At 57.8% G+C, this 14,602-nt stretch carries 13 protein-coding genes; 7 read left to right on the forward strand and 6 right to left on the reverse strand.

Going from position 1 to position 14,602, the window contains the following annotated elements:
- Positions 1 to 6: 6 nt before the first annotated feature.
- From HMPREF2692_RS04815 to HMPREF2692_RS04835, 5 genes are all read left to right on the forward strand, one after another.
- Entirely contained in the window at positions 7 to 621 is a 615-nt protein-coding gene (locus tag HMPREF2692_RS04815; RefSeq protein WP_070455528.1) for a cation efflux transmembrane domain-containing protein, read from the forward strand.
- A gap of 88 nt (positions 622 to 709) precedes the next feature.
- Positions 710 to 937, forward strand: coding sequence for a hypothetical protein (locus tag HMPREF2692_RS04820; RefSeq protein ID WP_061920908.1), 228 nt, complete (start codon positions 710 to 712; stop codon positions 935 to 937).
- Between the two features lie 23 nt (positions 938 to 960).
- Positions 961 to 1,254 (forward strand): hypothetical protein, encoded by a 294-nt coding sequence (locus HMPREF2692_RS04825; RefSeq protein ID WP_141761307.1) that lies wholly within the window; start codon positions 961 to 963, stop codon positions 1,252 to 1,254.
- 160 nt (positions 1,255 to 1,414) lie between these two features.
- Positions 1,415 to 2,692, forward strand: coding sequence for an arginine deiminase (locus HMPREF2692_RS04830; protein ID WP_070822984.1), 1,278 nt, complete (start codon positions 1,415 to 1,417; stop codon positions 2,690 to 2,692).
- Between the two features lie 15 nt (positions 2,693 to 2,707).
- On the forward strand, positions 2,708 to 4,024 hold the full coding sequence (locus HMPREF2692_RS04835) for an SLC5/6 family protein (protein ID WP_070822987.1): 1,317 nt from the start codon (positions 2,708 to 2,710) through the stop codon (positions 4,022 to 4,024).
- Here HMPREF2692_RS04835 and HMPREF2692_RS04840 read toward each other — a convergent pair.
- The 3 genes from HMPREF2692_RS04840 to HMPREF2692_RS04850 all read right to left on the reverse strand — a co-directional run bounded on the left by HMPREF2692_RS04840 (position 4,021) and on the right by HMPREF2692_RS04850 (position 7,523).
- The gene (locus tag HMPREF2692_RS04840; protein WP_070822990.1) at positions 4,021 to 4,995 is read right to left on the reverse strand and encodes a nucleoside hydrolase; all 975 of its coding nucleotides are present in this window, start codon (positions 4,993 to 4,995) and stop codon (positions 4,021 to 4,023) included. The genes HMPREF2692_RS04835 and HMPREF2692_RS04840 overlap by 4 nt on opposite strands.
- Positions 4,996 to 5,099: 104 nt before the next feature.
- Entirely contained in the window at positions 5,100 to 6,674 is a 1,575-nt protein-coding gene (locus HMPREF2692_RS04845; protein ID WP_070822993.1) for a PTS ascorbate transporter subunit IIC, read from the reverse strand.
- Between the two features lie 9 nt (positions 6,675 to 6,683).
- On the reverse strand, positions 6,684 to 7,523 hold the full coding sequence (locus HMPREF2692_RS04850) for a PTS sugar transporter subunit IIAB (protein ID WP_070822996.1): 840 nt from the start codon (positions 7,521 to 7,523) through the stop codon (positions 6,684 to 6,686).
- Positions 7,524 to 7,679: 156 nt separating this feature from the next.
- Between HMPREF2692_RS04850 and HMPREF2692_RS13230 the strand changes: the two genes are divergently transcribed.
- Positions 7,680 to 7,847, forward strand: coding sequence for a hypothetical protein (locus HMPREF2692_RS13230; protein ID WP_201040651.1), 168 nt, complete (start codon positions 7,680 to 7,682; stop codon positions 7,845 to 7,847).
- A gap of 92 nt (positions 7,848 to 7,939) precedes the next feature.
- On the opposite strand, the gene HMPREF2692_RS13235 is transcribed toward HMPREF2692_RS13230, so the two are convergent.
- The 3 genes from HMPREF2692_RS13235 to HMPREF2692_RS04865 all read right to left on the reverse strand — a co-directional run bounded on the left by HMPREF2692_RS13235 (position 7,940) and on the right by HMPREF2692_RS04865 (position 12,895).
- Positions 7,940 to 8,128, reverse strand: coding sequence for a hypothetical protein (locus HMPREF2692_RS13235; protein ID WP_061920893.1), 189 nt, complete (start codon positions 8,126 to 8,128; stop codon positions 7,940 to 7,942).
- Positions 8,125 to 9,309, reverse strand: a complete 1,185-nt coding sequence (locus HMPREF2692_RS04860; RefSeq protein WP_235591005.1) for a Fic family protein — start codon at positions 9,307 to 9,309, stop codon at positions 8,125 to 8,127. Before HMPREF2692_RS04860 ends, HMPREF2692_RS13235 begins: the two co-directional genes overlap by 4 nt.
- Positions 9,310 to 9,538: 229 nt before the next feature.
- Positions 9,539 to 12,895: an exonuclease domain-containing protein gene (locus HMPREF2692_RS04865; protein ID WP_061920889.1), complete on the reverse strand. Its 3,357-nt coding sequence runs from the start codon at positions 12,893 to 12,895 to the stop codon at positions 9,539 to 9,541.
- Between the two features lie 306 nt (positions 12,896 to 13,201).
- On the opposite strand from HMPREF2692_RS04865, the gene HMPREF2692_RS04870 reads away from it, so the two are divergent.
- The gene (locus HMPREF2692_RS04870) at positions 13,202 to 14,596 is read left to right on the forward strand and encodes a GntP family permease (protein ID WP_062044349.1); all 1,395 of its coding nucleotides are present in this window, start codon (positions 13,202 to 13,204) and stop codon (positions 14,594 to 14,596) included.
- Positions 14,597 to 14,602 lie beyond the last annotated feature (6 nt).

A 14,602-nucleotide genomic window follows, 5' to 3' on the forward strand; every position in this document is an offset into this window, starting at 1 on the left:
AGCTCCGTGAGCTCTGAACTAACTTCTTCCACCCTCGGCACCCGCGCCCGGCGCGTGGTGGCGGGGGTTGCAGCATTGAACCTGTTTGGCTTTTTCGTTGAAGTGGCCATGGCCTGGCACATCGGGTCAGCTTCGCTGCTGGCCGACGCCGCGGATTTCCTCGAAGACTTCCTCATCAACACACTCGTCTTGGCGGCGCTTGGATGGTCGGTAGCGGGGCGTCGGAAAGCAAGTTACGGGCTTGCGGGGCTTATCCTCATTCCGGCAATCGCGGCCTTTGCCACTGCAATCTGGAAGATGATTAGCGGCACTCCGCCAGAAGCCTTCCTGCTTTCCGGTACCGCGGTATTTGCTATGCTCATCAACCTACTTTGCGCGGTATTGCTACTTAGCCTGCGCAAGCATGGAAGCGCGCTGACCAAGGGCGCCTGGCTGGCGGCCCGTAACGACGTAGCGGCCAATCTTCTTATCCTGCTGGCTGGCGTTATCACCATCTGGTGGTTTAGCCCGTGGCCGGACATCGCTGTCGGCATTGTAGTAGGCGCTATCAACTTGAGCGCTGCGAAGGAAGTTCTAGAAGCCGCCCAGGCAGAAGACCCAGAACTAGAGCTAGAGGAATAATCCCCATTTTCAGAGGGCACTTGGGACTTTTACCGCATACTCCTTATCAGAATCGCTGACCTCGATAAGGAAGGAACCTAGATCTCTCATGCAGTCCCAGACCACGCAGATGCCAGCTCTAATGCCTGAACGCATCGCACAGGAACGCTCCCGGATTCAGTCCAACAAGAAGGCAATGGCGCGCGTCGCCAAGCTCGAGCGTGAAGCCTTGTCTAAGGCACGCAAGCAGGAACGCGACTTCGATACCGTGTTCCTAGGCATCCTGTCTGGGGCCCTGCTGGTCTACATGGCGCTGATGGCTGCCGCTTTGGTTTAGGTGAGAATGCCGTGGTGACCACGATGGACATTCCCAACCGATACCGCAGCAACGCCTTCGCGGAAAAAGCCCGCGAATCGGCACGCATGGCAAAGGCTTTGGAGACCGCCAAGCGGGAGGAGCAAGAGGCCGGACGCGGCACCACCTATCTGTTGGCCGTGCTGTGCGCATTGGTAGGTATCAGCATCTTCATCAAGTTTTGGCCGTGGGTTTTGGTTTTCTGCGCCGTCGTCATCGCGACGATTATCGTCGTTGCGCTTCTCCCCGCCTCCTACGACGAGTCCCACCCCCAGACGGGTGCAACACGAGATTCCTGAATCTTTTGCGAATTATGCAAATCTTATTCACTACCAGCAGCATGAATGATATGTATGATTCAAACTACTATTCATCCGTCGATGTGACCCACAACTCATAAACCTTTAGTTACTGTTGCCTCCAGCACCAAATACTTGAAAAAGGAAGGCACAGATTTACATGATGGATTCTGTTGAAACCTCCGATAGCAAAGGTGGACAGCAACTCGGTGCTTGGTCAGAGGTAGGCAAACTCCGCCAGGTAATGGTCTGCCGCCCCGGCTTGGCACACGAGAGGCTCACTCCAAGCAACTGCAAGGAGCTGCTTTTCGACGACGTCCTGTGGGTCGAGGAAGCACAACGCCACCACGACGAGTTCGTAGCCCGCATGGAAGAGCGCGGCGTCGAGGTGCTGCACATGCGAATTCTGTTGGAAGAAACGCTGGCGACCAAGGAAGGCCGCGAGTTCATCCTCGGCAACAAGCTACTGGATAAGAACGTCGGCGTGGGCGTGGGCAGCGAATTGCGCGAGTGGTTTAGCGAGCTGGACAACAAGACTCTGGCCGAACTTCTCATAGGCGGCGTGCCCTTCAACGAAATCCCCAAAGGCCTCGGCCACGGCGTCATTGACACCATGCGCAACGTGTACGCTCCCGACGAGTTCGCGCTGCGTCCCCTGCCCAATAGCCAGTTCTCCCGCGATAACTCCGCCTGGATTTATGGCGGCGTCTCCCTTAACCCGATGCGTCTTCCTGCCCGCCACCAGGAGACGATGCTCACGCGTGCTATCTACCGCTACCATCCGCGCTTTGCCAACGCATCCTTTGAGTTCTGGTACGGCGACACCGACGAGGATCCGGGCCTTGCTGCACTCGAGGGCGGCGACATCATGCCGGTGGGCAATGGCGCGGTCCTAGTGGGCATGGGCGAGCGCACCACGTGGCAGGGTGTGAGCCGCTTGGCCAGCAACCTATTCAGGGCGGGTGCGGCAGAAAAGGTCATCATCGCAGCCATGGCCCCAGATCGCGCCTCGATGCACCTGGATACCGTGTTCACCTTCCTCGACGTCGACAAGGCCACCGCCTATCCCCGCGTTGTGGATACCATCCGTCCGCTTATCCTGCGCCCTGCAGATGATCAGAAGAAGCTGGAACTCGAAAGCCCAGACAAGCACTTCGTCACGGTGGTCGAGGAATCGCTCGGCCTGGATAAGCTCCACATCGTAGAAACTGGCGGCAATTCCTATGCCGCGGCGCGTGAGCAGTGGGATGACGCCAACAACGTGGTTGCCTTGGAACCCGGGGTGGTCGTGGCTTACGATCGCAACAAACACACAAATGCCAAGCTTCGCGACGCCGGCGTGGAAGTCATCGAGATCGGCTCCGCCGAACTGGGCCGTGGTCGCGGTGGCGGACACTGCATGACCTGCCCCATCGTGCGCGATGCAGTGGACTACTAAGGGAAGAACTAGCCGATGACAACTTATGACACTGCCGCGCCCGCCGCGGACGAGGCCGCATCTACTGCCTCCCCAGTAAGTCGCGAGGGCAAGAAGACCGAAGGTACTGCGCTGGGCTGGGTGCTCGCGCTCTTCGGCACCGCGATGGGCGCAGGTATCCTCTTCCTTCCGCTACAGGCGGGCACTTTTGGCTTCTGGCCGCTGGCCTTTGCTACGGCCATCATCTTCCCAGTGGTCTATTTCTCCCACCGGACCTACGCGCGCATCGTCTCAGGCGCTCCGGTCAAAGACCACGGGCTTGACGTCCTCGAGCTGGTACGCAAGTACTTGGGCCGGCATACCGGCCTCTTCGTGGCATTGATGTACTCGCTGGCGAACATCCCCACGGTGTTCATCTACGCCATCTCGTTGACCAACGCCATCGACAGCTTCATTGTCAATCAGCTCCACGGACCATCCATTAACCGCTGGGTTCTTTCGGTCCTGTGCGTGGGCATCCTGACCGGCATCTTCGCCATCGGCCGCAAGCCCATGCTGTGGCTGGCGCAGGCGCTGGTCTATCCGCTCATCATCTCTTTGGCTGCTACCTCGATCTATCTGATCCCGCAGTGGGACCTGCGTTCCTTCATGGAAGTGGAATATCAAGATGGCAGCTGGCCTTATATCTTGCTCGGCTCGGTACTGATTCTTCCGGTGCTTGCCTTTTCTTTCTCGCACATGGCCGGCCTCTCCCAATTCTCCGTGGATATGCAGCCCACCTACGGCGAGAATACGGAAAAGCGGGTTACCCGCATCGAGCTCTACACTGCCGCACTGCTGGTCATCTTCACGATGTTCTTCGTATGGTCCTGCGTGCTGGCTCTTGGCGCGGATGGCATGAAGGAAGCAACTGAGCAGAACCTGCCCGTGCTGTCCTACTTCGCTAACGTCACCGGCGTACCGCTGCTTGCCTGGCTGGCCCCGATGGTCGTTATCTTCGCGATTATTACCTCTTACTTCGGCACCATGCTCGGTGCTGAGGAGGGCACCTCTTATATGGTGCGCCTCATCGCGCCGCGTACTGCGAACCGTCTGAACCGCCGCGGATTGCTCACCATCGTCTACACGTTCATCTTTGTCACCGGCACGCTGGTCTCGGTGTTCAATCCGCCAATTCTCAACCTCATCTACTTGGTTGGTGGCGTCTTCGATGCGGTGCTTATCTTCCTGCTTCCGGTCTACATGTTCCACCGGGTCAAGGAGTACAAGGCCTACCGCCATGACCCGTGGAACTACTTTGTGTTCTTCTTTGGTTCGGTGATTCTGGCAGTCACCATCTGGGACCTGTTCTAGTCCGCTTTCTGAATCGGACGGTTTGGGTTGGTCTGGGTTTCCAGGACGTCGCCAAGCAAGCCAAAGAAGCTTTCGCGGTCCGCCTTTTCGATGACCGTCGCGTTAGCTTCCAAGCCAAAGGTCTCCCACGCCATTGCCGCATAGCCTCGCGTAATCCCGTTGCCCGTGACCACGTCTACCTTGTAGCGCCCGGATTCTTGGATGAGTTCTGGGTGCAACAGCGTTGCTAGCGTCATCGAATCCGGGTGGGTGGAACCGCCAATACCGGCGGCTTCATCGAAGTCCAAGGTGGTATCGCACATGGCCTTGAAAAACTTGGCAATCGGGGTACCCACCGCGACCTTTTGGTCATACTCTGCACGCGGCATGGTGGCGTCATTGAAGGTCACTGGATCCCATGGCATCACGACGATGTCCGCGAAGCCGGCGCTGAAGACAATCTGCGCCGCTTCCGGGTCGACGTAAAAGTTAAACTCCGCGGCCGGCGTAATGTTTCCACGGCCATTGTTGGAACCGCCCATGATGTAGAGCGACTTCACGTTCTTCACAAAGTTGCGGTCTTTGACCACTGCCGTTGCGATATTCGTCAGCGGCCCGATTGCCACCACGGACACCTCGCCTGGGTTCTCCGCGGTGATACGCAACAGGGCGTCGACAGCATGCTCTTTTTCTACCTCGCAGCCCGAGTAGTCCATGCTGAGGCCTCCCGAACCGTCACCGTGAACGTCTTCCGCCGAGGTCCACTCCTGCAGCATCGGCTGCGAGCAACCGGCATAAATAGGCACCTCGCCCAGCTTGCCCGCCGCATTCAAGGTCATGTGTGCATTCTTAATCTGCTGCTCAAAGCCCACGTTGCCAGCCACCATCGTGATGGCACGGAAATCCGCGCGCTTGCCCAACAAGCCAACCAGGATTGCTACGCAATCATCTTGGGCGGTATCGGTATCGAGAATGAAAGGAACAGTAGACATTATCTTCCTTAAGCAGTGTGGACATCGGCTAGTTAGGCCTCCAATTTATCCTGTGCACGGGCGCGCAAAAAAGCGCGCAAGGAGAACCTTGCGCGCTTTGGAGGTTAGCCCCGAGAAGGCGGAACCGGAGCACCCTTCGGAGGAAGCACCTTGGGGTACTTCTTCGAAGCTGCGGTCTGGCCAGCGGCTAATGGTTTAACGCCAGATGCCTCAGTCTTTGGGGTGGCAGCGCCCGGCTGCTCACGCCACGGGGTGGGGTCCCAGTTGGTGGCCACAAGCTTGCGCTGAGAGAACCAGCCCAGGGCCAAGACGACTAAGCCAAGTACAGCGATGAGCACGAGGCCCAACGCTCCACCGGCCTTGGAGGACCAGCCCAGGAGCAGGCCGAACCAGCCAAAGTCGGCGTCGCCAAAGGTGGTGTTTGCATCGCCGAAGGAGCCGAGGACGCCGAGGAGGAAGGCCGGCAGGAAAGTGATGATGAGGCCGTTAACAAACGCACCGAAAATGGCGCCGCGGCGTCCGCCGGTTGCGTTGGCGTAAACGCCCGCTGCACCACCTGTGAAGAAGTGCGGCACGAGGCCTGGCAGGATCAGCGCCACGCCGAATGTTGGGCCGAGCCATGCGGCCAGAACAGCGAGGCCGATGAGGCCGCCGATGAAGGAGAAGATGAAGCCCACCAGCACGGCGTTTTGTGCGTACGGGAAGACGATAGGCGCGTCCAGAGCCGGGATGGCACCGGGGACGACCTTGGCGGCGATGCCCTGGAATGCAGGGACGAGCTCGCCCAGGATGGTGCGCACGCCGAAGAGGATCACGGCCACGGCCACGCCGAATTGGAGGCCTTGGGTAAAGGACTGCATGAGGTAGTTACCCACGTTGGTGGCACCGCCTTCGAATGCAGTGAAGGCCTCCTCGGTACCAGCGCGCACCATGAACATGACGGCGAGCACGATGTACATGAGAGCCATGGACAGTGCGGTAGCCACCATGGAGTCACGCAGGAAGCGCAGGCCTTCGGGAAGCTTGAGCTCCTCCGTAGACTTAGACATCTTCTCGCCCTTGCCGCCAACTGCCTTGCCCACGGCACCGGCAGCGAGGTAGCCGGCGGTACCGAAGTGACCAATTGCGATGGAGTCGTCGCCGGTGATGCGGCGCGTCCACGGGTGTGCGATGGCAGGCAGGGAGACCATCAAGATACCCAGCAACGCGGCGCCGAAGGCAACCACGATCCACGAAGAGTATCCAGCAGGTGCAAGGACCATGGTCAGCAAGGTGGCCATGAACAGCACGTGGTGGCCGGTCAGGAACACGTAGCTCATCGGGGTAAACCGGGCCAGAATCAGCGAGACCACGAAGCCCAGGATCATAATCCAGGCCACTTGGGAGCCGAACTGATTTTGGGCAATGCCCACGATGGCCTCGTTGGTGGGCACCACGCCCTGCGCGCCGGTGGCGCCGGTGATCATGGCGCCGAGCGGCTCAAGGGAGGAGGTGACCAAGCCGGCACCCGCGCCCACCAGAAGGAAGCCGAGTGTGGCCTTGATGGCGCCGCCGAGGACCTGGCCCACGCCACGGCCCATCGCGGCGAGACCCACCGCGGTAATGATGCCGATTAGGAACGCCGGCACTGAGAGAATTTCATTGACCAAGAAGTTGGCAATGTTCAATAGGACATCCATGAGCGCTCCTTAGACGTCGTAAAGCTCGCGCAGAGCAGAATCGATTTCGGACATGTTCGTAAAGTCTTCGATGACGTGGACGGGCACTCCGACATCGCCGAGCGTTGCAGCGATCTCCCCGGAGGTCAGCAGGAAATCAGCTTCCTTCGCACGCCCCTTGGCCGAAATCGTGTCTGTGGCCTCGACGGTGAGGTACTTGCCCCAGCCCCATTCATCAAGGACCTGCTCCAGCGTGTTCTTCAGGAACAACGACGTGCCCAGGCCATTGCCGCACACGGTGTAGATTTTGCCCTTTGAGGCCACCGAATCAGCCGCGGTCTGGTGCTCGGCGCCCTCTCGCGCGTCACTGTGATCAGCTGCAAGAGACGCGCTTGCCGACGCCGCTCCTGCCCCACCGTTCGCAACATCCACAAGCGCCTGGCGCAGCTCAGCTTCGCTTTCTACAGAATCCAGACGCGCACGCACGTCCTTCTTCCCCAGCAGCCCGGCCAGCTCCTTCATAGCCTTCAGATGCTCGGACGAATCCTTCGCTGCAAGTGCTACGACAAGAGTCACGGGGTCATTGGCCTTGGAGCCAAACTCCACTGGAGTGTCCAAGCGCACCCACGACAACGCCGTTTCGCGCACTGCTTCCGACGGCCGCGCATGAGCAAAGGCAAAGCCCGGTGCGACCACAATGTATGGACCATTTACTTCCACCGACTGCACCATCGCCTCGGTGTATGCCGGGCTCGTCTTGCCCGCCGCAACGAGCAAACCGCCCGCCAACTCAATAGCCTCACGCCAGTCACTCGCGCGGCCGTGCAGGTCAACTGCACCTTCTGCGAGTAACGCATTCAGCATGGACATACGTGTCCTCCTACCTTAACTCTTTGCCGGCCACGAAAGATATGACCAGCCCTAGCTAAAGTAATTACCAGGTATGCAAACGTTTACCTAGTCGTTGACGAAGATTTAGGCACATGCCACTCAACACTCGTTGCTGCCTTTATCACGCAACCAAGAATGGAAGCCGCATTCGCAACTGCACACCTTCAGGCAGAGCAGGCCGAAAGTTTTTACGCCGTGGCTTTCAAAAACGCTCCCAATCACATCATCGGCACACAACTCACTGATGCCTTCTGGCGCTTTAGCCGTATTAACCAAGCCGCGAATTTCGCGCCCACCGACTGATCAACCAACATTCACATCGCAGACCGTGCATCACACGATTACTGGCCTGAATTGGTTGCAGATCGCTCGCAAGGCGATGAGTGGCTGGCACATCAAATGTATTGGCATGCGATGCCGGCGACCTCCTCGATCCCGTGGATCCAGAGTGGGTTGTCGATGCTGTGGTCAACGACGACGGCCAGCTTGTCATCGACGGCATCAACATCTTCGAGACCCTCGATGAAGCCGCCGAGTCCTTGGGCGTAACCAACCTCAGCAGCGAAGATTTCTGGGCTCGTCACTCTACGAGCCCAAGCCACGTCAATCCCGGCGCGGTAAGTGCCGTAACGAGCGGGCGCCGCGACAAGAACTCGACGTAGCCCATGCTCTCGAGCTCGGCAATCCCTTTACGCGCGGTCTGCTTAGACACTCGGACAACGCCGGCTACCTCGTCCAAGCTCAGGCCAGCACGTGGACCAAAAAGCGCGACCTGTCCAAGCAAGAATGCGATTGACAATGCCAGCTCGCTTGCAGCTCCTTCGCTCTCTAGCGCACGCAGGCTCTGTTCCAGCCTATTCAGTCGGTCGCTTCTTTCCTCGAGGGAGGACAACAAACGGGCCTGGGCAGCATTGACCATCGCAGCCATATCCTCGACAAAGAAAGTCAGCTCACCATAGTTCATGGGGTCTTCTGCCGTAGTGAAGGCATCGTAGTAGCGCCTCTTCTGCCTAAAGATTTCCGCCGAGAGCGACAACGCTGTCGGGGTAGAAAGTAGCCGTGATAGCCGAATGCTCAGGAGGAATCGCCCCATGCGTCCGTTGCCGTCGTAGAACGGATGGGTATGTTCAAACATGAAGTGCTCCACAAAGGCCGCGAAGAGCTGAACCCCGCGAGACTCATGAACAGAATCGAGCATCACCTCGAGGCGCGCCCGAATGGCGGACTCGCCCCGTGCGCCCGCATGAAGCTCACGCACTCCATCGTTTAGCGAAACATCACCAGTTCGGAAGAGCTCGCCATCGGGCACATCGGCTTTGTCTACTTCTTCGCCGACGAGGGAGTCGTACAGCGAGCGAATCTCAGACAGGTTTGAGGGAAAACCCAATGGTGGAAGGTCATCTCGCCCCAAAAATTCGCCGGGGAGGGCCAAGTATTGCCGCACCATTTCCCGGAATCGTCGCACTGGCGCGCCTTCCGACGCCTTTCCCATGCTGCGTTCAGCCTCAACCGCAGCGGCGACTTCTTTGCGGGTGGAGGAAATGTTCTCAATATCGTTGGTCGCCTTTATTTCATCGACCACCAGCTCGTGAAAATAGTGTTCCCTAGCCGTCACTGGAAGCTTCTGCCACAACGCAGCAATCTGAACCTCTTGGCGCCAGACGCGCTCCACCCTTTCTGCGAGACCACGGGTGTGAACGTAGAAAAGCCCGTGCTTGCCCACCTCATAGGGCCAGGTAAAAGCAGCAGGACTTGAACGCCGCACACGGAGCTGCTCAGCAACAAGCTCCCTGCCACCGCTCGTAGCACGATAAAACACCTTTTTCAGTGGTTCGTATTTTTCCACAGGCATTACACCGCCTAAACGTTAAAAATCGCGATTTTTGTAATTAATCTACCCCAAAAACTCGCCTAAAATGAAAAATTCGCCCTTTTTAATCTTAAGCAATGCACGGGACTGCGTTATTTCAGCCCCCCTTGCTCCATGAAATCCCCTAGAGCTCCTGAATAAGGTCAGCGATCTCGTCCTGGTGGCGATGACGGAAGACCGCCACCGTTCGCCGGCGCGGCGCCTGCGGGCTCAGTCCCAGTATCTCGTTAACTCGAGCTAGCGAATCTTCCGTCGATTCACCAGGCTGCATCAGCGTGCCGTCAAGTCCCACGAAGTCATAGAGGCGAGCCAACCCAGCCTCATGATGCTGGACAGCAGGTGCGATCGAGACATCAAAGGTCCTTTCTTTGCCCAGCTTGAGCCACACCCGCTGGCCCTCGCGGACACCGAGCTCGTCGAGGAACCGCTTTATCGTTGACAACGAGACTTGCTTAAGACGATTGACACGAACAAACTCCTCACCTAACCGGCTACTCAGCGCACAGCTCTCGCCCACTTTTACTCCGTAGTACGCAGCAATGGGCGCGGGCACAGCGAAGCCGCTGCCACGCAGGTGGTCCTTGTTAACTGTCAGCAAGAGGTTCCACTCGCCGTCACGGAGATAGGCATCGCGGGCATCTGCGATATCGCCCTCCATGACGTTTCCAGACTCATCCACTCGTGCAATAACCATGCCGTCGCGAGTCTCAAAATCTCCATTGGCCGCATATTGGCGGATCGAGAGTTCTGAAATTCGCAATCTCTCTGCCTGCGCTAGCAGCTCATTCAAAGCAATCGCAGGGACTTCCTGCGAGGAGCCTGCGGCATCGACAACCGTATGAGTTCGGGTGCTAGCGGCCAGGCGCGTAGAGATCCAGCTAGCAATACTCTTGAATTCCTCGTGTCCCCACTCCGTCAGCGCCCATTGATCGGCAGAGACTTTTGTCAGACGAGGGTCAATGGAGAATTGATTAGAAGCAGACCGTGGGCTGCCGCCCCCGAGGGTATCCATGATCGCCTCTGCAGTCATCGGCTCACCGTTTATAGCAAGCACGCTCACAGCACGGTCTTGGTAGCTGCCGACCTTTGTCAGCACGTAGTTGTCCAAGACTGCGACCTTAAGTTCATCGTTGGTCACGATGTACTGCTCCAGCCGTTCCGGCGTAACTTCTAAGCCCACGGCGAGTTCATCAATCCGAACAATACCGTGGTCGTCCGCCAGCGTTGTTAACCTCTCTGACAAGGCCTGAGTGAAGCCATTGAACACCAACCAGCCGTTAACAACTTCCCATTGCTTGCCAATGCCCGTGAAAATTTCACCGAACGTTGCGTCAAACCCTGCTGGCTTTCGTACGAGATCAGGTAGCTCCCTTCGGAGCTCATCCACAGGCAAGATTGGACGGGCACGCTTCCCCACAGCCGCCACGACTTCTTTAAAGAGAGCACTATCCTTCTCAAAATCTTCCGCCAATTGTCGCTCCAACTGACGGATCCTCTCGCGCGTGAGACCAAACGCGGTGCCGATGGAATCCAACGTCGCCCCACCAAGCCACCGGCTGCAAACGATTCCGCGTTTGCGTTCATCACCGTCAATGGCTCGATCGAGCTCATCCACGGCGCGTTGGAACAAAGCCCGCACTGGGGATTGGTGCTCAAGGTGTGCAGTAATTATGGGGACCTCGGCTGCGACGGCACTTGGTAACGACGCAACCTCTACAACCGCGCCATTTAGCTGTGCCCACCCGATGTACAACGCGGCTTGGTCCAACGCACGGATTTCTTCGGACGTTCGACACAAAAATTCAGCAGCACGCCCCGCGGAGTCATCATCGCTAAAAGGATTGTTCCCCAAGGGGATGTCACCATAAGGGTTCTCCGCTGCGCCAATGCTATCGATCACCGCGGCATTTCCGCTGTCACTGGCTGCAAGAACCACGGCTTCCACCATGGCCACAAGCTTGTGTTCGCCTACTCCTGGAAGATCACGCAAGTCCTCCACGGTTGCCTCCAGCGGTTGCGGGAACCGCGCAAACCACTGTGTGTACCCGCTCTTGTAAGAACTTTGCACCTCGATCTCACTAAACGGCGTCAACTGGGGTGAGAGCTCCAAAAGCTTCCGTCTTGGGTGCTTGGCGCACCACTCCACCGCCAATGCCTTTGTGCCAGTGTGCGCACTTGTGCCAGAAACGCCAGTGCTCCACGGGAAGATCCCGTAGGTTTCTGTCAGCTCAAGTTCAGCAGGCTGTGCCGACAGGTCCTGCTCCACGAGTTGTCCGCCCCCAGACATATTGCCCAACAGACGAGCAAAAGCCGTCTCACCAATAATTGGGACGCCGTACTCCCTGGCCTTGCGCGCCTTTCCACTCATGGAGTCAGGGTTCGCTGCAACGAGTAGCACGGACTTCTTCGTCACGCCGCCGACACTTAGCCCTACTGCCATTGCGCGACGTTCCCATTCTTCTCGGGGAAGATCGAACTGCCCCGTAAACGTCACTCTGTCCCCAGCAGACAGGCTGATACCCAGTTCATTTTCCCCTCGCTGTGGTGCCGCAAGGAGTGCCTCGGCGGTATCGGCAGGCAGCCCCAGCTGCTCGTTGAGCAACAGCAGCGTGGCACGTTCTTCCTCTGTCACCTCACCATCAAGCCAAACCTCCACGGCGAGCTGCCGGATGAATTCTTCATGAATACTCATCACGTCATTGCTGGTGAGCCCCTCCTGCTGCGCTTGGTTCTGCAGCTGGACAATTTCAGACTTGGAAAGTTCCTTATCTACCAACGCTGCCGCGAGCAGTTTCTTGTACTTCTCCGCATCTCCGGAGCCTTCAGGTGCTGCAGTATCTGCCAGGCGGACCAGCCATTCACCACGCTTGTGCGTCAAATCTTCTGCCAACGCGGTGCGAGGTAGAAGCGCGCCGCGAGCAGGAAACTCCTGCGGTGGGAGGGTAATTGCTCTGCTGCTTATCACCACATCAGTACCTTGGCTAACCAGCCGGGCAAACAGCTCTGCAGTCGCCAGTGCATCTGCCAGTGCCGAGTGCGGACGGGCGTTTGTAATCCCAACAACTTCCAAGGCGTGCTCAAGGGTTGCACCCTCGCCTGGATACGTCTGCTGGAACAACCGCTTGGTATCAACCACCCACGCCCCGTAGTTGGGCCACGCCACCCCTAAACTAGAAAACTCCCTCTTCAAGAACCGCGCCTCGAAAGGCGCATTGTGTGCGACCACCGTGCGCCCGTTGAGAAGTTCGAAGAATTCCCCTGCGACTTCGCCGAAAAGGGGCGCATCCACAACGTCAGTCGGTGTGATGCGGTGAACGAATGAGTTCGGAATATCCCGCTGCGGCTGCACCAAGGTCTCCCACGTTGACTCCACATCCCGGTTGTGGTCCAACAGAACCACACCTATCTCGATGACTCGATCAGTCGAGCCAAAGCCTGTGGTCTCGAAGTCAACGACGGCGTATCGCTTAGGGGCAACCATGGGGCCTTCCTTCTAGCTTGTTGGATCAATGCGTTGAGCTACTCAATTGCGCTGCACACCACATCATATGTGTCGACATGTCTCGAGTCTGTCGGCCTGGCCCAGATCGGTGTCCTAAATAAATGGAATCGTCGTCATCGTCCTCCTTCGAGGTAGCGCTGACGCTTAGGTTCCAATTTGAGCTGCACGGTACGAAAGTCACATTTGAGTGGTTATATCCACGCTTATTTCCGATGATAATCTGACTCACAACTACGGCTTGACAGCAAGGCCGTAACTTAAGAAAGGATTAGTTCCATGGACGTCATGGAAACCTGGGAGCCGGTGCTTACAACCGGCCCTCTGCTGGGGATAGCAGCTGCCGCGGTTGCCTTGATTCTGGTCATGGTGATCTACTTCAAGGTTCACGCATTCATCGTGTTGACCATAGTTTCTACCCTGACTGCGCTTATTGCCGGTATCCCTCTTGAAGGCGTAGTACCGACGCTAACCAAGGGCTTTGGTTCAACGCTTGGTTCCGTTGCGCTGTTGGTTGGTTTGGGCGCCATGATCGGGCGCTTGGTTGAAACCTCCGGTGGCGCTAAATCGCTTGCCGACGCCCTGGTTAAACTCTTCGGCGAAGATAAAGCACCGTTTGCGCTAGGCGTTGCCTCGCTCATTATGGGTTTCCCCATCTTCTTCGACGCTGGCTTAATCGTGATGCTGCCGGTGATCTTCGCAGTGGCGCGGCGTCTTAACGGCCCGGTTCTCGCCTACGGTATTCCCGCGGCCGGCGCGTTCTCAGTAATGCACATCTACCTTCCGCCCCACCCGGGTCCTGTCGCTGCCAGCGAATTCTATGGCGCTGACATCGGTCTCATTTTGGTCTTCGGCCTGCTGGTCGCGCTTCCTACGTGGTATCTCTCCGGCTACCGCCTGGGCCTGCACTTGGGCAAGAAGTACCCCTTCGTTGTCGGCGATATTTTGACCGGCGAACGCGTGGCGGATGAAAAGCTTCCGGAAAAGCCAGCTTCACCGGCGACGGTCATCGGAATTCTTCTTATCCCAATGCTCCTTATCTTTGGCAACACCGGCTTGTCGGCGCTTTCCTCCGCCGGTCACATTTCGGGCGATGCCACCTGGGTGAAATTCTTCATCTTCCTAGGCCAGACCCCCATCGCACTGCTCATCACGGCGATTGCCGCGATGATTGCGCTCGGATTCAAGCGCGGAATGGATAAGACGGCGATCGAAAAGACCATGGAGTCTTCCCTGGGGCCGATTTGCTCAGTGGTGCTGATTACCGGTGCCGGCGGCATGTTCGGCGGCGTGTTACGCACTTCTGGAATCGGCGATGCTCTGGCTGATTCGATGGCAGGCCTCGGCATTCCTGTCATTCTTGCCTGCTACCTCATTGCGGTCGCGCTACGTCTTGCGCAGGGTTCTGCCACCGTGGCTCTTACTACTGCAGCAGCGCTCATGGTCCCGGCTGTGGAAGCAGCAGACTACTCTGCGGTGCAGCTTGCTCTTATCGTGCTTGCCACCGCCGCGGGTTCGGTCTTTGGCAGCCACGTCAATGACTCGGGCTTCTGGTTGGTCGGCCGCCTCATGGGCATGGACGTGGCAACCACGCTGCGCACGTGGACCCTCAACCAGGCACTCGTTTCCTTCGTCGGCTTCGTCTTCGTGCTTATTATCTTTGGGATTACTGCAGCGCTTTAGCCCCAG

This window comes from Corynebacterium sp. HMSC036D03 (assembly GCF_001836185.1).
Classification (GTDB): Bacteria; Actinomycetota; Actinomycetes; order Mycobacteriales; family Mycobacteriaceae; genus Corynebacterium; species Corynebacterium simulans.

Excerpts from the sequence above, each read along its gene's own strand:
- HMPREF2692_RS04820 (WP_061920908.1), top strand. The coding sequence starts at position 710 with ATGCAGTCCCAGACCACGCAGATGCCAGCTCTAATGCCTGAACGCATC.
- HMPREF2692_RS04825 (WP_141761307.1), top strand. The coding sequence starts at position 961 with ATGGACATTCCCAACCGATACCGCAGCAACGCCTTCGCGGAAAAAGCC.
- HMPREF2692_RS04830 (WP_070822984.1), top strand. The coding sequence starts at position 1,415 with ATGATGGATTCTGTTGAAACCTCCGATAGCAAAGGTGGACAGCAACTC.
- HMPREF2692_RS04835 (WP_070822987.1), top strand. The coding sequence starts at position 2,708 with ATGACAACTTATGACACTGCCGCGCCCGCCGCGGACGAGGCCGCATCT.
- HMPREF2692_RS04840 (WP_070822990.1), bottom strand. The coding sequence starts at position 4,995 with ATGTCTACTGTTCCTTTCATTCTCGATACCGATACCGCCCAAGATGAT.
- HMPREF2692_RS04845 (WP_070822993.1), bottom strand. The coding sequence starts at position 6,674 with ATGGATGTCCTATTGAACATTGCCAACTTCTTGGTCAATGAAATTCTC.
- HMPREF2692_RS04850 (WP_070822996.1), bottom strand. The coding sequence starts at position 7,523 with ATGTCCATGCTGAATGCGTTACTCGCAGAAGGTGCAGTTGACCTGCAC.
- HMPREF2692_RS13230 (WP_201040651.1), top strand. The coding sequence starts at position 7,680 with ATGGAAGCCGCATTCGCAACTGCACACCTTCAGGCAGAGCAGGCCGAA.
- HMPREF2692_RS04865 (WP_061920889.1), bottom strand. The coding sequence starts at position 12,895 with ATGGTTGCCCCTAAGCGATACGCCGTCGTTGACTTCGAGACCACAGGC.
- HMPREF2692_RS04870 (WP_062044349.1), top strand. The coding sequence starts at position 13,202 with ATGGAAACCTGGGAGCCGGTGCTTACAACCGGCCCTCTGCTGGGGATA.